This window comes from Sphingomonas morindae (assembly GCF_023822065.1).
Taxonomy (GTDB): domain Bacteria; phylum Pseudomonadota; class Alphaproteobacteria; order Sphingomonadales; family Sphingomonadaceae; genus Solisphingomonas; species Solisphingomonas morindae.
On record NZ_CP084930.1, the window covers coordinates 348,616 to 366,119 of the forward strand.

Genomic DNA, 17,504 nt, shown 5'->3' on the forward strand with positions numbered 1-17,504 from the left:
CGCCCGCGACCCGCTCACCACCACGCCCCGGGCCGGGCGGCGAAGCCGGCGCGCTCCTCGATCGCCAGCGCGGCGTTGAGCACGCCCTGCTCGTCGAGCGGCCGGCCGATGATCTGCAGCCCCAGCGGCAGCCCCTGCGCGTCAAGCCCGGCCGGCACCGACATGGCCGGCAGCCCCGCCAGCGAGGCCGGCACGGTGAAGACGTCGTTCAGATACATGGCGATCGGATCGGATTTTTCACCCAGACCGAACGCCGCCGAGGGCGCGGTGGGCGTGAGCAGCGCGTCGCACTGCGCGAAGGCCTGCTCGAAATCGCGCGCGATCAGCGCCCGCACCTTCTGCGCCTTGGTGTAATAGGCATCGTAGAAGCCCGCCGAGAGCACATAGGTGCCGATCATGATGCGGCGCTTCACCTCCGCGCCGAAGCCGGCGGCGCGGGTGGCGGCGTACATCTCCTGCAGATTGGCGCCGTCGGGCAGGTCGCGCAGGCCGTAGCGCACGCCATCATAGCGCGCGAGGTTGGACGAGGCCTCGGCGGGCGCGATGATATAGTAGGTCGGCAGGGCGTAGCGCGTGTGCGGCAGCGACACCTCGACGATCTCGGCGCCGGCGTCGCGCGCGAAGCCGATGCCCCGCTGCCACAGCGCGTCGATCTCGGCGGGCATATTCTCCACCCGATAGTCTTTCGGGATGCCGATGCGCTTGCCGCGCAGATCGGCGGAGAGCCCCTGTTCCCAGGCCGGCACCGGCAGATCGAGCGAGGTCGCGTCGCGCGGGTCGAAGCCCGACATGGCCTCGAGCAGCGCCGCGCAATCGCGCACGTCGCGCGCCATCGGTCCGGCCTGGTCGAGCGAGGAGGCGAAGGCCACCACGCCCCAGCGCGAGCAGCGGCCATAGGTGGGCTTGATCCCGGCGATGCCCGCGAAGGCGGCGGGCTGGCGGATCGAGCCGCCGGTGTCGGTGCCGGTCGCCGCCGGCGCCATGCGCGCCGCCACCGCCGCCGCCGAGCCGCCGGAGGATCCGCCGGGCGTCAACGCCGCCTCGTCATTGCCGCGCCGCCAGGGCGAGACGACAGGGCCGAAGGCGCTGGTCTCGTTGGACGAGCCCATCGCGAACTGGTCCATGTTGAGCTTGCCGAGCATTCCCGCGCCGGCGCCGAACAGCTTGGCGGTGATGGTGGATTCATAGGGCGGCACGAAGCCGTCGAGGATCGCGCTCGCCGCCGTGGTGGCGACGCCCGCCGTGCAGAACAGATCCTTGATGCCGAGCGGTACGCCCGAGAGCGGCAGCAGCGCGCCCTCGGTGCGGGCGCGATCGGCCGCCTCGGCGGCGGCGATGGCATGGTCGGGCGTTTCCACCAGCCAGGCGTTGAGCGGGCGGCCGCGCGCCACCGCGCCGATAAAGGCCTCGGCCACCTCGCGGGCGGAGAAATGTCCGTCGCGCACGCCGTCGCGCAGCGCGACGACGCCCAGATCAGTCAGCTCGGTCACTATTCGATCACCTTGGGAACGGCGAAGAAGCCGTGTTCGGCCTGGGGCGCGTTGGCGAGCACGGCATCGCGCGCATCGCCATCGCTGACGACGTCGTCGCGCAGCCGGAGATGGTTGGGGATGACGGCCGCGAGCGGCTCGACCCCGGCGGTGTCGACCTCGCCCAATTGCTCGATCCAGCCGAGGATATTGTTGAGCTCGGGAAGGAGCGCCTGCGCCTCGGCCTCGCTGACGGCGATCCGCGCGAGGCCGGCGATCTTCTGGACGGTGGAGAGATCTACGGACATGAATCGCGGCTAGCATCGCCCCGATGCGGCATCAAGCGATAGGCGTGGCGGCGCGGCCCGTCGGCTATGCGATCGGCGTTGACGGCGGCGGCGCGAGCGCGGATGCCGGCGGGCCCCCAGTCCGGAGTTGCGTGTGGCCGCCCGTCGCTTCCTCTATGTCGTCGCCGCGCTGATCTTCCTGGTGCTGGCGCTGGGCCTGGCCTGGTCGCTCGCGCCCTTCGCGATCATGCGCGCGGCGCTGGTGCCGCACGGCGGCTGGACGATGCCGCCCGGCGCGCCCGATTATCGCCGGCCGGACGCCTGGCTGGCCCGGCCCGGCGCGCGCGACGACGCCGCGCGCTGGCTGCCCGCCGGCCTCGCCCGGCCGCCCGCCGGTCCGGCGGCGGTCTTCTTCATCCCGCCCACCACCTATCTGGATCGTTCGCGCTGGAACGCGCCCTATGACGATCGCATCGCCGACGCGCGCTCGCGCCTGATCACCGGCGCGGAGGCGAGCGCCTTTACCGGCGTCGGCCGGGTCTGGGCGCCGCGCTACCGCCAGGCGACGATCGGCGCCTTCCTGACCGATCGCCCCGAGGCGGCGCGCGCGCTCGATCTCGCCTATCAGGACGTCGCCCGCGCCTTCGACACCTTTCTCGCCGAGGCGCCGCCCGACGCGCCGATCCTGCTGGCCGGCCACAGCCAGGGCAGCTTCCACCTGCTGCGCCTGCTGCGCGAGCGGATCGCCGGCACGCCGCGGGCGCGCCGGATCGTCGCCGCCTATGCGGTGGGCTGGCCGGTGTCGATCAAGGCCGATCTGCCCGCGCTCGGCCTGCCCGCCTGCACGGCGGCGGCGCAGGCCGGCTGCCTGCTCAGCTGGGAAAGCTTCGCCGAACCCGCCGATCCGCGCCAGCTGCGGCTGCGCTACGACGCATCGGCAGGCTTTACCGGCGCGCCCCGGCGCGGCACGGCCGCGCTCTGCGTCAATCCGCTCACCGGCACCGCCGGCGGGAGCGCCCCGGCGGCGGCGAATCTCGGCGCGCTCCGGCCCGAGGCGGGGCTGGAGGCGGCGCGGCTGGTCCCCGGGCTGGTGCCCGCGCGCTGCGCCGCCGATGGCCTGCTCCTGATCGGCGCCGCGCCGGCCGGCTATGGACTGGCGGTGCTGCCCGGCAACAATTACCATGTCTTCGACTATGCCCTGTTCTGGGCCAATATCCGCGCCGATGCCGCCCGCCGGCTCGCCGCCTGGAGCCTGCGATGATCCACGCCTCCGCGCTCGATTTCCGCGACGCGCTCCCCGCGCGCGGCCGGCTCGCCGGGCTCGATGTCGGCACCAAGACGATCGGGGTGGCGCTGTGCGACGCCTCCTGGACGATCGCCAGCCCCGCCGAGACGATCCGGCGCGGCAAGTTCATGCACGATCTCGCGACGCTCACGGCCTTGTGCGAGCGCCAGGCGATTCGCGGCCTCGTGCTCGGCCTGCCGCTCGGCATGGATGGCGGGGATACGTCGCGCACCCAGGGCGTGCGCGCCTTCGCCCGCAATCTCGCGCCGCTGGCGCTGCCGCTGCTGCTGTGGGACGAGCGCTGGTCCACCGCCGCCGTCACCCGCACGCTGCTCGAAGCCGATGCCTCGCGCGCCCGGCGCGCCGAGCTGGTCGACAAGATGGCTGCCGCCTACATCCTGCAGGGCGCGATCGACGCCATGGCTTGAGGCGCGGCGCGGCGCCCGATACAGCGCATCGCCATGCCCGATCCCGCTCCGTCGCCCAGCCCCTCGCCCCACGCCGTGCCGGAGGGCGCGCATCCCTTCCCCTATCGGCATCTGCTCGGCATCGGCGGGCTGCGGGCCTATGAGATCGCCTATCTGCTGGACGAGGCGGAGCAGTGGATCGCGCTCAACCGCGCCACAGCCAAGCATGACGACCGCCTCGCCGGCCTCACCCAGATCAACGCCTTTTTCGAGAACAGCACGCGCACGCTGCTGAGCTTCGAGATCGCCGGCAAGCGGCTGGGCATGGACGTGGTCAACATGCATGCCGCGCAATCCAGCGTGAAGAAGGGCGAGACGCTGATCGACACGGCGGTGACGCTGAACGCGATGCGCCCCGACATGCTCGTGATCCGCCACGATGCCTCTGGCGCGGTGGCGCTGATCGCGGACAAGGTGGATTGCCCCGTGCTCAACGCGGGCGATGGCCGCCACGAACATCCCACCCAGGCGCTGCTCGACGCGCTCACCATCCGCCGCCGTGTCGGCCGGGTGGAGCATAGCGTCGTCGTCATCTGCGGCGATGTGCTGCACAGCCGCGTGGCGCGCTCGAACATCCTCCTGCTCACCACGCTCGGCGCCGAGGTGCGGGTGGTGGCGCCGCCCACGCTGCTGCCGCCCGCGATCGAACGCATGGGGGTGACGGTGTTCACCGATTTCGACGCGGCGCTCGAGGGCGCCGAGGTGGTGATGATGCTGCGCCTCCAGCTGGAGCGGATGGTGGGCGCCTTCGTGCCGAGCCCGCGCGAATATCACGCGCTGTACGGCCTCACCCGCGAACGGCTGCGCCGCGCCGAGCGCAATGCGCTGGTGATGCATCCCGGGCCGATGAACCGCGGGATCGAGATCACCTCGGACGTCGCCGACGATCTCGATCGCTCGGCCATTACCGAACAGGTGGAGATGGGCGTGGCGGTGCGCATGGCCTGTCTGGACGTGCTGACCCGAGGACGGCGCGGCGTGGAGGGCTGGGCATGAACCGGCTGGCCATTCGCAACGCCCGCGTCGTCGATCCAGTCGCGGGCACGCTCGTCGAGGGCGGCGTGCTGATCGAGGACGGGCTGCTCGCGGCGGTGGGCGATGTCGATGACGGGCTGTTCCGCCGCTCCGACGCGGTCGCCGATGCGCGGGGCGCGCTGGTCCTGCCGGGGCTGGTGGATGCCTGCGCCTTCGCGGTCGATCCCGCCGCCGCGGCCGCCGGCGGCATCACCACCACGCTGCTGATGCCCGATCACGCGCCGCCGCTCGACCAGCCGGCGCTGATCCGCGAGATCGCCGCCGGGCGCGAGAGCCTGCGCGTGCATCCGATCGCCGCCGCCACGCGCGGCCTGGCGGGGCAGGAAATGGCCGAGCTGGGGCTGATGAAGCGCGCCGGCGCGGTCGCGGTCGCCACCGGGCGCGGCTGGATCGCCGATTCGGGGCTGATGCACCGGCTGCTCGCCTATGCCGCCGCGCTCGATCTCGTCGTCGTCAGCCATGCCGAGGATGCGGGGCTGGTCCGCCACGCCGTCGCCACTGATGGCGAGACGGCGACGCGGCTCGGCCTCGCCTCCGCGCCCGCGATCGCCGAGGCGATGGCGGTGGCGCGCGATCTGATGCTGGCCGAGGAAACGGGCGCGCGCCTCCATTTCCGCCAGCTCTCCACCGCCGCCGCGCTCGATCTGGTGCGCGCCGCCAAGCGGCGGGGGGTGCGCGTCACCTGCGGCATCACGCCCGCGCATCTGCTGCTGTCGGATACCGCGATCGGGCCGTTCCGCACCTTCGCGCGGCTGTCGCCGCCGCTGCGCTCCGAAAGCGATCGCGCCGCCTGCCTCGCCGCCGTGGCGGACGGCACGATCGATCTGCTCTGCTCCGGCCATGATCCGCGCGGGCCGGAAGCCAAGCGCCTGCCCTATGCCAATGCCGAGCCCGGCATGGCGGGGGCGGCGACGCTGCTGGCGCTGGCGCTGACGCTGGTGCGCGACGGCGTGATTGATCTTCCCCGGCTCGCGGCGCTGCTCACCGCCGCGCCGGCGCGGCTGTTCGGCCTCGCCAGCGGCACGCTCGCGGTCGGCGCGCCGGCGGACGTGATCCTGGTGGACGATGCCGCGCCCTGGCGGATCGCCGCCGAAACGCTGCCAGGCAAGGCCGGCAACACGCCGTTCGACGCGCTGCCCGTGCAGGGGCGCGTGCTCAAGACGATCAAGGGCGGCCAGCCGCTCGGCTGAGCGGCCGCGCCCGAGGCTCAGCGCAGCGCGAGACGCGGCGGAACGGCGGCGCGGCTGACGAAGCGCAGCGGCGCATCGCCGGCGGCGGCGCGGACGAAACAGGCGCCGCCGCGCGCGCGGATGGCGGTGCAGAGCGCCGCCGCCGCGTCCCGGCTGGCGAAGCCGCCCACCGAGAGGCGCACCAGCGCCGCGCCGCCCTGCCCCACGCCACCGCGCACCGGCGTAAGCCGCGCCACGCGCGGGCTCAGCCGTGACGCCTCGCGCCAGGCCGCGTCGGCGGCGGCGGGACGGGCATAGGCGCCGAGCTGCACGACGAAGCCCGCCGCCCCCTGCCCCATCGGCCACAACCGCGACGGCGCGGCGGGGGCGCGGACCAGCGGCGGGATCATCGCCTGCGCGGTGCGCAGCAGCAGCGCCGAGCGCGCAGCGCGGGCCGCGAGATCGGCACCAAAATCGGGATCGGGCGCGATCGCCGGCATCGGCAGGGCGGCCGGGCGCTCCATCTGCTCCGCCACTTGCGCCGGCACCGGCGCCGGTGCGCTCTCGGTGGAGGGCGGTGGCGCGGCAGCAATGGCGGGCGCGGCGTGCGGCGCAGGCACGGTGGCCGGCACGGGCGCGGGCTCCGCCGCCGCGAGCGCGACCGGCGCCGACGCCGGCAGCGCGAGCGCCAGCGCGCTCGGCTCGCCCATATCGTCGGAGCGGGGCGTTGTATCGAACAGATGCGCGATCTGGCGCGCAGCGGCATCGGGGCCGGTCAGCGCCGCCCAGCCGGCGATCTGCGCCTCGATGCGATCGGGCGGCGTATCCTGCATCGCCATGCCGCGCGCCTCGGCCCAGCGCCCGTCGAGCGCGAGCGCGAAGGCGAGGTTCTGCCGCGCGCGCGCATCGGACTGGCCATCGCGGATCAGCTGGGTGAGCATGGCGATGCCGGCGGCGCGATCGCCCGCCAGCGCCAGCGCGAGGCCGAGATCCGCCACCGGCGCGCGGCCTGCCAGCGCGGCGAGCCGTGTCCGCGCCCGCGCGGCATCGCCCAGCCCGATCTCGGCCAGCGCGAGCCCGAGCGTCGCCGAGGCCTGGTCGGGGGCGAGGCGCAAGGCCTCGTCGAAGGCGGTGGCGGCGGCCCGGGCGCGGCCATCGGCAAGATAGGCCTGGCCGAGCAGGCGGCGCAGCGCCGCATCCTGCGGCGTCTCGGCGACCGCGCGCTCGGCGAGCGCGACCGCGCGGGCGCCCTGGTGGCGGGCCAGCGCGGCGCGCGCGGCCTCGGCCCCCGGCGCGGCGCGATCGCTCAGCCCGGCGACATGGCCGCGCCCGCCATCGGGCGTGCAGGCGATGGTCACGGTGCCGAGCAGCAGCGCGAGCCCGGTGACGCGGACGAGCAGCGCGCGCCTCATGCCTCGCGCTCCAGCGCGCCCGCCAGCGCGGCGAGATCGGGCCGGGCGGCGATCGCGGCGTCGAGCGCCTCGACCAGGAAGCTCTGGGCGGAGCGGTGCTCGGCCGCGCACACCAGCCGCAGCCGCGCGTGGCGCGCCGCGTCCAGCCGCAGCGTGAAGGCCTTGCGCGGCCGCGCCGGCACGCACTCGGAGGCGCTCAGCGGCTCGGGCACGCCGGCGGCGCTGCCCATCGCGTCGCCCTCGTCGGCGGCGGTGGCGGGCAGGCGCACCACCAGCCGTGGCGCGGCGGCGGGCTCGGGCGCGTCGGGCGCATCGGCGTCGACCGGGCCGAGCGCCGACAGCGCGACCCGCAGCGCCGGCCGCGCCGCGCCCTTGCGCGCCAGCAGCGATCCGGAAAGCGAGGCGAAACCCTTTTCGTGCATTGTCGGATTGTCCTTATTGACCGGCGACGCGGCGGCCGAAGCCGGCCGAGGCGCCGCGCGCGCCGGCCGCCGCGCCAGGCACGGCGAACACGGTGCGGCGGAAATTCTTCTCCAGCCGATCCGAGACATAGGTCCACAGATCGGCCACCTCGCCGGCCGAGCGGCTGGCGGCATCGACCTCCATCACGGTGCGGCCGTCGATCATCGAGGCGGCGAAATCGACGCGATGGTGCAGCATCACCGGCGCGACCGTGCCGTGCTGCGAGAGGGCGATCACCGCCTCCTGCGTGATGCGCGCCTTGGGCGTAGCGGCATTGACCACGAAGAGCAGCGGCTTGCCCGAGCGTTCGCACAATTCCACGGTGGCGCCGACCGCGCGCAGATCGTGCGGGCTGGGCCGCGTCGGGATGAGGATCAGCTCGGCGACCTGGACCACGCTCTGGATCGCCATGGTGATGGCGGGCGGCGTGTCGATCACCGCCAGCTTGAAGCCCTGCTGGCGCAGCTGATCGAGATCCGCCGCGAGCCGGGCGACGCTGGTCTGCGCGAAGGCCGGCGTCTCCGCCTCGCGCTCGTTCCACCAATCCGCCAGCGACCCCTGCGGATCGATATCGATCAGCACCACCGGCCCCGCGCCCATCCGCTCGGCCTGTACGGCGAGGTGGCCGGACAAGGTGGTTTTCCCCGAGCCGCCTTTCTGCGATGCCAAAGCCAGTACGCGCATGCCGGTCCCCATCTTGCCGGTGTGGCAGGCATGTCCCATGGCGGCGGCTAAGAACGGGTTAAGAAGCCCGCTTCTGCCACCGCCCGGGCGCATCGCCGCGCGATGGAGCGGAGGAATTTGGTGGTGCGAATCATGCGGGTGGCGATCGGCGGGGCGGCGGCGCTGATGCTTTTGGGGGGGCCGGCCCAAGCCCAGACGGTCAAGGACGGCACCGATGCCTGGCACCGCGGCGACTATCCCGCCGCCGTCAAGATCTGGCGTCCGCTGGCCGAGGCGGGCGATGGCGACGCCGCCTTCGATCTCGCCCAGGCCTATAAGCTCGGGCGCGGCGTGCCCGCCGATCTCGCCCGCGCCAAGCAGCTCTACGGCCAGGCCGCGCGCGCGGGCCATGTCCAGGCCGCCGCCAATTACGGGCTGCTGCTGTTCCAGGACGGCGATCGCCAGGCGGCGATGCCCTGGGTGCGCCAGGCCGCCGATGCCGGCGATCCGCGCGCGCAATATGTGCTGGGCACCGCGCTGTTCAACGGCGATCTCGCCGCCAAGGACTGGCCGCGCGCCTATGCGCTGATGAGCCGCGCCGCCGCCGCCGGCCTGCCCCAGGCCACGACCAGCCTCGCGCAGATGGAGCGCTTCCTCTCGCCGGCGGATCGGCAGAAGGGGCTGGATCTGGCGCGCCAGCTGGCCAGCCAGCCGGTGCCGCCGATCGGCCGCCAGCTCGTGACCGCCGGCCCGGCAAGCGCCGGCGCCGCGCCCGCCGCCCCCGCCGGCCCGCTCGCGCCGCCGCCGCGCACCGCCGCCGCCGCCGCGTCGACGAGCCCGCGCGCTCTGCCGGCGCCGCGCCCTTCTCCCGCGCCGCGCCCGGCGGCCGTGCCGCGCCCGGCGGCGCCGACGCTCGCCTCGGCGCTGCGGCCGGCGCTGTCCACCGCGCCGATGGTGGGCGCGGGATGGCAGATCCAGCTCGGCGCCTATGGCAGCACCGCCGCCGCGCGGTCGGCCTGGGCGACGCTGATCGCCAAGGTGCCCGGCCTGGCCGGGCTCCGGCCCGTCTATATGCCGGCGGGCGCGCTCACCCGGCTGCGCGCGGCGGGGCTCAGCAACCGCGCGGCGGCCGATCGCAGCTGCGCCGCCGCCAAGGCCGCCGGCAGCGCCTGTTTCGCGGTCGCGCCCTGACCGCTCAGGGCGCGAAGGGCAGCAGCGCGCGGCTGGTGGCGAGATCGGGGAGGCCCGGCGGCGGGGCGGCGCCGCGCAGCAGCAGGAAGACGTGGCGCACGATCTCCGCCTGCTGCTCGAGCCCGTAGCGGCCGAACGGGCGGCCGGGCACATAGCGCCACGCATAGCGGCAAAAGGGATGGCGGGCGAGCGGCAGGAACCAGCGCCCGCCGCGCTGCGCCTGCCAGACATGCGTCATCTCGTGGACGAACAGGCCCTGCATCGCGCGCGACGCCGCCGCATAATCGGGCCGCCAGGTCGATCCCTCGGGGTGGCACCAAAGATGGCCGTCGGGCGCCATCACCACGTCGCGCGGCTGGAAGCGCCACCAGCGGCGGCGATGGACGCGGACCGCGTCATAGGCGATCGCATCGCCGAACAGCGGCCGGCAGAGCGCCACCTCGGCGGCGCTGAGCGGGCGCGCGGTCAATAGGGGGCCGGATCGCCCGCCGCGATGGCGCGCGCCTTGATCGTCAGCGGCGCGCCCTTGGCGAAGCGCAGCACCAGCGGCACGCGATCGCCCGGCTTGAGCGCGGGCGCGACCCCGAACAGCATGACGTGCATCGCCTGGGGCGCGAAGGCGATGGTGGCGCCCGTGGGGATGTCGACATAATCGAGCCGGTCCATCGTCATCTCGGGCGGCCCGCCATTATCGTCGATGCGGCGCAGCGTCTCGTGCAGCTCGCTCGATCCGGCGGCCGGGCTTTCCACCGCGAGCAGCCGGACCGGATGATCGGCGCCGTGGAGCGTGAGATAGGCGGCGGCCGGCCGGCCCGGCACCGCCGCCAGCCGCACCCAGGCCTGGCTCGCGCGCACCTCGGCGCCCGGCCCGCGCTGGCAGGCGCCGGGCAGCAGCGCCGCGCTCGCGGCCAGGAGCATGAAAACACGGCGCGAGGCGGGCGGCGCGACCATCACTGTGTCCCTTTCGTATCGTAGGCGTGATTAAGCCGTGGCGATGCTTGCAGCAAGCACAGGCCCCACTATATCGCCGCTCGTCGGATTACCGCCGGTCCTTCGCTTGACGAGGGGGGGCTGGCGGCTCGTCGGAACATCGAGAGTTTGCGAGGATAGAATGGCCAAGGTTATCGGGATCGATCTCGGCACCACCAACAGCTGCGTCGCCGTGATGGAAGGCGGCAAGCCCAAGGTGATCGAGAATGCGGAAGGCGCGCGCACGACGCCGTCCATCGTCGCCTTCACCAAGGATGGGGAGCGGCTGGTCGGCCAGCCGGCCAAGCGCCAGGCGGTGACGAACCCGAACAACACGATTTTCGCGGTGAAGCGCCTGATCGGCCGCCGGTTCGACGATCCCGTGACGAAGAAGGACACCGAGCTGGTGCCCTATCACATCGTCAAGGGCGGCAATGGCGACGCCTGGGTGCAGGCCGGCGGCGAGGATTATTCGCCCTCGCAGATTTCCGCCTTCACCCTCCAGAAGATGAAGGAAACCGCCGAGAGCTTCCTCGGCGAGACGGTGACCCAGGCGGTCATCACCGTGCCCGCCTATTTCAACGACGCCCAGCGCCAGGCCACCAAGGATGCCGGCCGGATCGCCGGCCTCGAGGTGCTGCGCATCATCAACGAGCCGACCGCGGCCGCGCTCGCCTATGGCCTGGACAAGCAGGACGGCAAGACGATCGCCGTCTATGACCTTGGCGGCGGCACCTTCGACATTTCGATCCTCGAGATCGGCGACGGCGTGTTCGAGGTGAAGTCCACCAATGGCGACACCTTCCTCGGCGGCGAGGATTTCGACGCCCGCATCGTCGAATATCTCGCCCAGGGCTTCCAGAAGGACGAGGGCATCGATCTCACCAAGGATCGGCTCGCGCTGCAGCGGCTCAAGGAAGCCGCCGAGAAGGCCAAGATCGAGCTGAGCTCGGCCCAGTCGACCGAGGTCAACCTGCCCTTCATCACCGCCGATCAGAACGGCCCAAAGCATCTGGTGAAGACGATCACCCGCGCCGATCTGGAGCGGCTGGTCGATCCGCTGATCCAGCGCTCGATCGAGCCGGTGAAGAAGGCGCTCGCCGATGCCGGCCTCAAGGCCGCCGATATCGACGAGGTGGTGCTGGTCGGCGGCATGACCCGCATGCCCAAGGTGCGCGAGGCGGTTAAGCAGTATTTCGGCAAGGATCCGCACACCGGCGTCAATCCGGACGAGGTCGTGGCCATGGGCGCCGCGATCCAGGCCGGCGTGCTGCAGGGCGATGTGAAGGACGTGCTGCTGCTCGACGTGACCCCGCTGTCGCTGGGCATCGAGACGCTGGGTGGCGTGTTCACCCGCATGATCGACCGCAACACCACCATCCCGACCAAGAAGTCGCAGACCTACTCGACCGCCGAGGACAATCAGAACGCGGTCACGATCCGCGTCTTCCAGGGCGAGCGCGAGATGGCGGCGGACAACAAGCTGCTCGGCCAATTCGATCTGATCGGCATTCCGGCCGCGCCGCGCGGCGTGCCGCAGATCGAGGTGACCTTCGACATCGACGCGAACGGCATCGTCAACGTCTCGGCCAAGGACAAGGGCACCGGCAAGGAGCAGCAGATCCGCATCCAGGCCTCGGGCGGCCTGTCCGACACCGATATCGACCAGATGGTGAAGGATGCTGAGCGCTTCGCCGAGGAAGACAAGAAGCGCCGTGCGGCGGCCGAGGCGAAGAACAACGCCGAGAGCCTGATCCACACCACCGAGCGCCAGCTCGCCGAGCATGGCGACAAGGTGGACGCGGCGCTGAAGACGGAGATCGAGGGCGCGGTGGCGGCCGCCAAGGCCGCGGTCGAGACCAACGAGCCCGAGCAGATGACCGAGAAGACCCAGGCGCTGGCGCAGGTCGCGATGAAGCTCGGCCAGGCGATCTACGAGAAGGAGCAGGCCAATCAGCCGACGGGTGCCGCCGGCGAAGCGCCCAAGGACGATGTGGTGGACGCCGAATTCTCGGAAGTCGACGACACCAAGTAATCCGCGCGGGCGGCGCGCTTCGGTGCGCCGCCCCCTTCGCGCAGCCCCGCCCGGCGCCCGGGCGGCGGCCATGCGCCGATGCAGAGGCTGAATGACCGAGATCGACTTTTACGAACTGCTCGAGTGCGAGCGCACCGCCGACGACAAGACGATCAAATCGTCCTACCGGCGGCTGGCCATGCAGTTTCACCCGGATCGCAACCCGGGCAATGCCGAGGCCGAGGCGAAGTTCAAGGCGATCAGCCAGGCCTATGATTGTCTGAAGGATCCGCAGAAGCGCGCGGCCTATGATCGCTATGGCCACGCCGCCTTCACCCAGGGCGGCGGCGGTGGCGGCGGCCCGCAGGGTTTCGAGGGCTTTTCCGACATCTTCGAGAGCGTGTTCGGTGATTTCATGGGCGGCGGCCGCCGCCAGGCGGGGCCGCGGCGCGGCGCCGATCTCCGTTATGATCTCGAGATCACGCTCGAGGAATCCTTTCACGGCAAGACCGAGTCGATCACCATCGACGTCGCCGCCAATTGCGAGGCCTGCGACGGATCGGGCGCGGAGCCGGGCACCAGCGCGATCAGCTGCCCCACCTGCGGCGGGCGCGGCCAGGTGCGCGCGCAACAGGGCTTTTTCGTCATCGAGCGCGCCTGCCCGACCTGCCATGGCGCGGGCCGCGTGGTGCAATCGCCGTGCCGCGCCTGCGGCGGCGAGGGCCGCGTCGACAAGACCAAGACGCTCGAGGTGAAGATCCCCGCCGGTGTCGACGAAGGCACGCGCATCCGCGTGTCCGGCGAAGGCGAGGCGGGCGGACGGGGCGCGCCGCCGGGCGACCTCTATATCTTCCTCCATGTCCGCCGCCACGCGATCTTCGAGCGCGACGGCACCACGCTGGCGGCGCGCTGCCCGATCAGCTTCACCACCGCCGCGCTGGGCGGCGAGATCGAGGTGCCGGGGCTGGATGGCGAGGTGCTGGCGATCAAGATCCCGGCGGGAATCCAGTCCGGCAAGCAGCTGCGCCATCGCGGCGCCGGCATGCCCGTGCTGAACGGGCGTGGCCGGGGCGATCTGATCATCGAGATCGCGGTCGAAACGCCGACGCGGCTGACCGCGCGCCAGCGCGAGCTGCTGGAGGAGTTCCGCACCTCCGAGACGGGCGAGGAATCGCCCCAGGCGAGCGGCTTCTTCGCCAAGCTGCGGGGCATGTTCGAGGGCTGATCGATCCATCGCCGGCGCGCGCCGGCCGCGGCGATCAGCGTATCTCTACCAGGCCGATCAGCATGTTGGCGCCGAGGCGCACCTTGCCGCGATAGACGAACAGCGCGCGGTTGCCCCCGTCGGCGACGGCGACATTGCCCTGCGCGCTGCCGGTGGAGGCGTTGAAGTTGAGTTCGCCATTTTCCGCCCCGCAATCGGCCTCCGGCACCGGACAGCGATGGCTCCCGCTCACCGTGTTGCCGATCATCGCGACGTTTTCGGAATGATAGGCGCGGATGCCCGAACCGCCCGACCGCTGCACCTGATTGCCCTTGATGAGCACCGGCCCGGCGTAATCGGCCTGATGACCCTGGGCGAGATCGATGATGATGCCGTTGCCGTCGGTCGGCCGGGCGTCGAGCGCGTCCATCCAGAAGGGGATGGTGTTGGCGCTGTCGCGCACGACATTGTTGATGATCCGCACGCCCCGCGCCGCGACGCCCGGCGCCGTGAGGCCATAGTGGAAGACGATCGCGCTCGGATCCTGCATGCTCCACCAGCCGGTGCGCTCGACCCGGTTGCCGTTGATCTCGACATCGTCGACATCCTGGGCATAGATGCCCGCGCCCGCGCAATCATGCACATAATTGTTGGCGACCATCACGTGCGAGGCGTGGATGACGAGGCAATATTGGGTAAAGCGCTTATGCGTGGGTTGCACGCCGCTCGCCTTTTCCAGCCGGTAATTGGCGCGCGCCTCCTCATAGGAGATACTGCCCAGCGTGCCGATGAACTCGCCGTTGAAGATGCGGATATAGGGCGCCAATATATCGAAGCTGAAGGCGGAGCTGTCGTTCGTCGGCGGGTGCACCACCTGCGCCCCCGGATCGAAAACATAGGTGATGGGGGCGCCGGGCAGGCCGGGCCGCCCGATCCAGATGGGCGCGGCGTAGCGCCCCTTGGCGATATGGACGACATCGCCGGGCTGGGTCATCAGCATCGCGCGCTGCACCGTCGCGCAGGCGCGGGCCGGGATCGCACAATCGGCCTGGTCCGATCCCCGGGCATTCACATAGAGCGGACGCGCCGAAAGCGGCGCCGCCGGCAGCGGCTGGAGCCACAGAAGAGCCGCCGCGACGCTCAACAAGCGTGATCGATCGGGCGTTCGCATATCGCATCCCCCCGGACTGGACATGGCGATTCGTTGCGTATCAGAAACAAGCTGCGGGGTGGATTCGACCTTCCGGGGAGTGGCGGCGGCAGAAAGGCAGGCCGCGCACGCGGAACGCGGGCGGGACGATGGGAGTCTCCTGCTGCGATGCCATGCGCGCACCATCCGGGCCGGGAGCGATGAGAATCGCCACCTACAATGTGAACGGCATCAACGGCCGGCTGCCGGTGCTGCTGCGCTGGCTGGAGGAGAGCCGGCCCGACATCGTTTGCCTGCAGGAGCTGAAGGCGCCGCAGGATCGGTTCCCCGCCGACGCGATCGCGGCGATGGGCTATGCCGCGCTGTGGCACGGACAGAAGAGCTGGAACGGCGTGGCCTTGCTCAGCCGGATCGGCTCCATCCACGAGACCCAGCGCGGCCTGCCCGACGATCCCGATCCCGGCCAGAGCCGCTATCTGGAGGCGGCGATCGCCGGGCTGATCGTCGGCTGCCTCTATCTTCCCAACGGCAATCCCCGCCCCGGCCCCAAGTTCGACTATAAGCGCGCCTGGTTCGCGCGGCTCGAGGCGCATGCCGCGGCCCGCCGCGCCGCCGGCGTGCCGATGGTTTTGGCGGGCGATTTCAACGTGATGCCTGGCGATCTCGATGTCTATCGGCCGGACCGCTGGCGCGAGGACGCGCTCTTCGCGCCCGAGATCCGCGCCGCCTATGCGGCGTTATGCGCGCAGGGTTGGACGGATTCGGTGCGCCATCTGCATCCCGAGGCGCGGATCTACACCTTCTGGGACTATTTTCGGAACGCTTTCGCGCGCGATGCCGGGCTTCGCATCGATCATATCCTGCTCAGCCCCGATCTGGCGCCGTGCCTGCGCGAAGCGGGCGTGGACCGGGCGGTGCGCGGATGGGAGAAGAGCAGCGATCACGCGCCCGTCTGGATCAGCCTGGCGGACGGCTAGGGTCGCGCGGCGGAAATCGCATCGAGCGCGGCGAAGATATGGGCGCGCATCTCGGGCTCGCGCGTCACCTCCAGCATGGCGCTCAGGCTGGCGCGCGCGCCCGCCACATCGCCCTCGCCGAGCGAAAGCCGCGCGCGCTCCCACCAGAGCGGGCCATGGCCGGGCGCGATCAGCGTCATGCGGCGGTACAGCTCAAGCGCGCGCGACGGCCGCCCGCCCGTCTCCGCGCGGCTTGCCTGGTTGATGAGCAGCCGCACCAGCACCGCGCGATTGGTGAGGGTGGCGAGATGCTCGGCGCCCGGCACCACCGTGGGGCCCAGCATCCGCGCCAGCAAGGCGGCGAGTTCGGCGGCGTCGACGATCCGGCCGCGACCGAAGGGATCGATCAGCACGGGCTCGGTCGGCGAGTTGATGCGCGCCAGCACATGGCCCGGCGTATTGAGCACGTCGGCGCTCCAGCCGAGCCGCCGCGCCGCCGCGACATAGAGGATGGCGAGGCTGACGGGCAGGCCCCGCCGCCGATCGATCACCCGGATGAGATCGGCATTGTCCGGATCGTCATAGCGATCGGCATCGCCGACAAAGCCATAATCCTCGGCGAACAGCGTGGCGAGCGCGGTGGCGCGCTCGCCGGCGGCGCGCGCCTCGCCGCCCAGATGCACGAGCCGCTCGGTCATCTCGGTGAGCAGCGCGACATAGGGTGCGAGATCGGTGCCGGGGTGATCGAGCGCCGCCAGTTCGAGCGCCGCGCTGTCCAGCGTGATCGCCTCGTCTTCGAGCAGCCCGAGCGCGGTGATGCTATCGTCCATGGCGAGGAGACGAGCTAGCCGACGCCCGGTTCCAAGCAGCGCGCCCGGACGAACGAAAGGCCGCCCCCGGGCGGGAGCGGCCTTTCCATTGTCCAGCCAATCCGGCGCGGACGTTTAGCGATGGCCCTCGCAAGCGGGGGTCGCACTCATCCGGTCCGCCGGTCGCGGCATGTGACAATGAGACATTCGACCACCTCCTTTCGCTTGTTGAACAGTGAGGCGGATATGGGTGCCGGGAGCGGCTTTTCAAGCTTTTCAGCATCTTAAGATCAGAAGCGCGGCGGGCGCGGACGGAAGGCCCCGCCCCGCCCCGGTGCCGCCCGGCATCCGCCCGCGTCGCGCGGGACGACAAAAGAACCGAGACTTTTTAGGCACTTCCCCGCGACGCGCCGGGCGCTAAGCTGGATCGCGAGCAAGCAGACGGGCGCGGGAGAGACGATATGCGGAGCGGCTTCGGATCGGTGGCGGCGGGGCGCGCGGCGCTGGCGCTGATGCTCGCCGCCCTGCCCGGCTGGGCCGGAGCCGCGCCGGCGGCAGGCGTGGCGAGCGAGGCGGATCTCCAGGCGCAGATCGCGACCATGGAGCGCGGCATGAAGCCGGGCCAGGGCTTTGCCTGGCAGCCGGTGCTGCGCGCCGGCGAGACGGTGGCGGCGCTGGAGATATGGAAGGCGCCCGGCAAGCCCGCCGTGCATCCGGACGAGGCGGAATATGCCCGCGTGGTCGCGGGCGCGGGCGAGATCCTTTCGGGCGGGACGCTGGTCGATGCCGCCACCACCAAGCCCGGGCTGGTGGAGGGCAGCCGGATCGAGGGCGGCACGCGCCGCGCGCTCAAGCCGGGCGACGTCTTCCTCGTGCCGGCGGGCGCGCCGCACTGGTTCGGCGTCACCGGCGGCCGGCTGGTGCTGCTCGGGACCAAGATCCCCGTCGCGGCGGCGCACTGA

Annotated in this window: 18 protein-coding genes; 9 read left to right on the forward strand and 9 right to left on the reverse strand. The window is 71.9% G+C overall.

Annotation, left to right across the window (positions count from 1 at the left end; genetic code table 11):
• Positions 1 to 14 precede the first annotated feature (14 nt).
• Positions 15 to 1,490: an Asp-tRNA(Asn)/Glu-tRNA(Gln) amidotransferase subunit GatA gene (gene gatA, locus LHA26_RS01680; RefSeq protein ID WP_252167025.1), complete on the reverse strand. Its 1,476-nt coding sequence runs from the start codon at positions 1,488 to 1,490 to the stop codon at positions 15 to 17.
• Positions 1,490 to 1,777 carry an Asp-tRNA(Asn)/Glu-tRNA(Gln) amidotransferase subunit GatC gene (gene gatC / locus LHA26_RS01685; protein WP_252167026.1) on the reverse strand — a complete coding sequence of 96 codons (288 nt, stop codon included), beginning with the start codon at positions 1,775 to 1,777 and terminating at the stop codon, positions 1,490 to 1,492. The genes gatA and gatC overlap by 1 nt, the downstream gene beginning before the upstream one ends.
• A gap of 133 nt (positions 1,778 to 1,910) precedes the next feature.
• On the opposite strand from gatC, the gene LHA26_RS01690 reads away from it, so the two are divergent.
• Genes LHA26_RS01690 through LHA26_RS01705 form a run of 4 tightly spaced genes read left to right on the forward strand, consistent with a single transcriptional unit; the run spans position 1,911 to position 5,733 of the window.
• The gene (locus LHA26_RS01690; RefSeq protein WP_252167027.1) at positions 1,911 to 3,017 is read left to right on the forward strand and encodes a DUF3089 domain-containing protein; all 1,107 of its coding nucleotides are present in this window, start codon (positions 1,911 to 1,913) and stop codon (positions 3,015 to 3,017) included.
• Positions 3,014 to 3,469: a Holliday junction resolvase RuvX gene (gene ruvX / locus LHA26_RS01695; RefSeq protein WP_252167028.1), complete on the forward strand. Its 456-nt coding sequence runs from the start codon at positions 3,014 to 3,016 to the stop codon at positions 3,467 to 3,469. The genes LHA26_RS01690 and ruvX overlap by 4 nt, the downstream gene beginning before the upstream one ends.
• A 33-nt stretch (positions 3,470 to 3,502) precedes the next feature.
• Entirely contained in the window at positions 3,503 to 4,504 is a 1,002-nt protein-coding gene (locus LHA26_RS01700) for an aspartate carbamoyltransferase catalytic subunit (RefSeq protein WP_252167029.1), read from the forward strand.
• Positions 4,501 to 5,733: a dihydroorotase gene (locus tag LHA26_RS01705; protein WP_252167030.1), complete on the forward strand. Its 1,233-nt coding sequence runs from the start codon at positions 4,501 to 4,503 to the stop codon at positions 5,731 to 5,733. The genes LHA26_RS01700 and LHA26_RS01705 overlap by 4 nt, the downstream gene beginning before the upstream one ends.
• Before the next feature lie 17 nt (positions 5,734 to 5,750).
• On the opposite strand, the gene LHA26_RS01710 is transcribed toward LHA26_RS01705, so the two are convergent.
• Genes LHA26_RS01710 through LHA26_RS01720 form a run of 3 tightly spaced genes read right to left on the reverse strand, consistent with a single transcriptional unit; the run spans position 5,751 to position 8,270 of the window.
• On the reverse strand, positions 5,751 to 7,124 hold the full coding sequence (locus LHA26_RS01710) for a tetratricopeptide repeat protein (protein WP_252167031.1): 1,374 nt from the start codon (positions 7,122 to 7,124) through the stop codon (positions 5,751 to 5,753).
• Complete coding sequence (locus LHA26_RS01715; RefSeq protein ID WP_252167032.1) at positions 7,121 to 7,546, reverse strand: hypothetical protein; 426 nt, start codon at positions 7,544 to 7,546, stop codon at positions 7,121 to 7,123. The genes LHA26_RS01710 and LHA26_RS01715 overlap by 4 nt, the downstream gene beginning before the upstream one ends.
• 13 nt (positions 7,547 to 7,559) lie before the next feature.
• Positions 7,560 to 8,270, reverse strand: coding sequence for an AAA family ATPase (locus LHA26_RS01720; RefSeq protein ID WP_252167033.1), 711 nt, complete (start codon positions 8,268 to 8,270; stop codon positions 7,560 to 7,562).
• 120 nt (positions 8,271 to 8,390) lie between these two features.
• On the opposite strand from LHA26_RS01720, the gene LHA26_RS01725 reads away from it, so the two are divergent.
• The gene (locus tag LHA26_RS01725) at positions 8,391 to 9,440 is read left to right on the forward strand and encodes a tetratricopeptide repeat protein (protein WP_252167034.1); all 1,050 of its coding nucleotides are present in this window, start codon (positions 8,391 to 8,393) and stop codon (positions 9,438 to 9,440) included.
• A gap of 4 nt (positions 9,441 to 9,444) precedes the next feature.
• On the opposite strand, the gene LHA26_RS01730 is transcribed toward LHA26_RS01725, so the two are convergent.
• Together LHA26_RS01730 and LHA26_RS01735 are read right to left on the reverse strand one after the other, a co-directional pair.
• A complete protein-coding gene (locus tag LHA26_RS01730) occupies positions 9,445 to 9,909 on the reverse strand; it encodes a vgr related protein (protein WP_252167035.1) in 465 nt (154 codons plus the stop codon).
• Positions 9,906 to 10,391, reverse strand: a complete 486-nt coding sequence (locus tag LHA26_RS01735; protein ID WP_252167036.1) for a copper chaperone PCu(A)C — start codon at positions 10,389 to 10,391, stop codon at positions 9,906 to 9,908. Before LHA26_RS01735 ends, LHA26_RS01730 begins: the two co-directional genes overlap by 4 nt.
• A gap of 160 nt (positions 10,392 to 10,551) precedes the next feature.
• Here LHA26_RS01735 and dnaK point away from each other — a divergent pair, with 160 nt between their 5' ends.
• Positions 10,552 to 12,444: a molecular chaperone DnaK gene (gene dnaK / locus LHA26_RS01740; RefSeq protein ID WP_252167037.1), complete on the forward strand. Its 1,893-nt coding sequence runs from the start codon at positions 10,552 to 10,554 to the stop codon at positions 12,442 to 12,444.
• Positions 12,445 to 12,535: 91 nt separating this feature from the next.
• Positions 12,536 to 13,648, forward strand: a complete 1,113-nt coding sequence (dnaJ, locus tag LHA26_RS01745; RefSeq protein ID WP_252167038.1) for a molecular chaperone DnaJ — start codon at positions 12,536 to 12,538, stop codon at positions 13,646 to 13,648.
• A gap of 34 nt (positions 13,649 to 13,682) precedes the next feature.
• Here dnaJ and LHA26_RS01750 read toward each other — a convergent pair whose 3' ends face one another.
• Positions 13,683 to 14,771 (reverse strand): right-handed parallel beta-helix repeat-containing protein, encoded by a 1,089-nt coding sequence (locus LHA26_RS01750; RefSeq protein WP_252167039.1) that lies wholly within the window; start codon positions 14,769 to 14,771, stop codon positions 13,683 to 13,685.
• Between the two features lie 206 nt (positions 14,772 to 14,977).
• Between LHA26_RS01750 and xth the strand changes: the two genes are divergently transcribed.
• Positions 14,978 to 15,754 (forward strand): exodeoxyribonuclease III, encoded by a 777-nt coding sequence (xth, locus tag LHA26_RS01755; protein WP_252167040.1) that lies wholly within the window; start codon positions 14,978 to 14,980, stop codon positions 15,752 to 15,754.
• Here the strand turns inward: xth and LHA26_RS01760 are convergent.
• Positions 15,751 to 16,563 (reverse strand): SirB1 family protein, encoded by an 813-nt coding sequence (locus tag LHA26_RS01760; protein ID WP_252167041.1) that lies wholly within the window; start codon positions 16,561 to 16,563, stop codon positions 15,751 to 15,753. The two genes, xth and LHA26_RS01760, sit on opposite strands and share 4 nt — an antisense overlap.
• A gap of 440 nt (positions 16,564 to 17,003) precedes the next feature.
• Between LHA26_RS01760 and LHA26_RS01765 the strand changes: the two genes are divergently transcribed.
• Complete coding sequence (locus LHA26_RS01765) at positions 17,004 to 17,504, forward strand: cupin domain-containing protein (protein ID WP_252167042.1); 501 nt, start codon at positions 17,004 to 17,006, stop codon at positions 17,502 to 17,504.

Excerpts from the sequence above, each read along its gene's own strand:
- LHA26_RS01715 (WP_252167032.1), bottom strand. The coding sequence starts at position 7,546 with ATGCACGAAAAGGGTTTCGCCTCGCTTTCCGGATCGCTGCTGGCGCGC.
- LHA26_RS01700 (WP_252167029.1), top strand. The coding sequence starts at position 3,503 with ATGCCCGATCCCGCTCCGTCGCCCAGCCCCTCGCCCCACGCCGTGCCG.
- LHA26_RS01705 (WP_252167030.1), top strand. The coding sequence starts at position 4,501 with ATGAACCGGCTGGCCATTCGCAACGCCCGCGTCGTCGATCCAGTCGCG.
- dnaK (WP_252167037.1), top strand. The coding sequence starts at position 10,552 with ATGGCCAAGGTTATCGGGATCGATCTCGGCACCACCAACAGCTGCGTC.
- LHA26_RS01720 (WP_252167033.1), bottom strand. The coding sequence starts at position 8,270 with ATGCGCGTACTGGCTTTGGCATCGCAGAAAGGCGGCTCGGGGAAAACC.
- gatC (WP_252167026.1), bottom strand. The coding sequence starts at position 1,777 with ATGTCCGTAGATCTCTCCACCGTCCAGAAGATCGCCGGCCTCGCGCGG.
- LHA26_RS01760 (WP_252167041.1), bottom strand. The coding sequence starts at position 16,563 with ATGGACGATAGCATCACCGCGCTCGGGCTGCTCGAAGACGAGGCGATC.
- LHA26_RS01765 (WP_252167042.1), top strand. The coding sequence starts at position 17,004 with ATGCGGAGCGGCTTCGGATCGGTGGCGGCGGGGCGCGCGGCGCTGGCG.
- LHA26_RS01735 (WP_252167036.1), bottom strand. The coding sequence starts at position 10,391 with ATGGTCGCGCCGCCCGCCTCGCGCCGTGTTTTCATGCTCCTGGCCGCG.
- xth (WP_252167040.1), top strand. The coding sequence starts at position 14,978 with ATGAGAATCGCCACCTACAATGTGAACGGCATCAACGGCCGGCTGCCG.
- dnaJ (WP_252167038.1), top strand. The coding sequence starts at position 12,536 with ATGACCGAGATCGACTTTTACGAACTGCTCGAGTGCGAGCGCACCGCC.
- LHA26_RS01710 (WP_252167031.1), bottom strand. The coding sequence starts at position 7,124 with ATGAGGCGCGCGCTGCTCGTCCGCGTCACCGGGCTCGCGCTGCTGCTC.
- ruvX (WP_252167028.1), top strand. The coding sequence starts at position 3,014 with ATGATCCACGCCTCCGCGCTCGATTTCCGCGACGCGCTCCCCGCGCGC.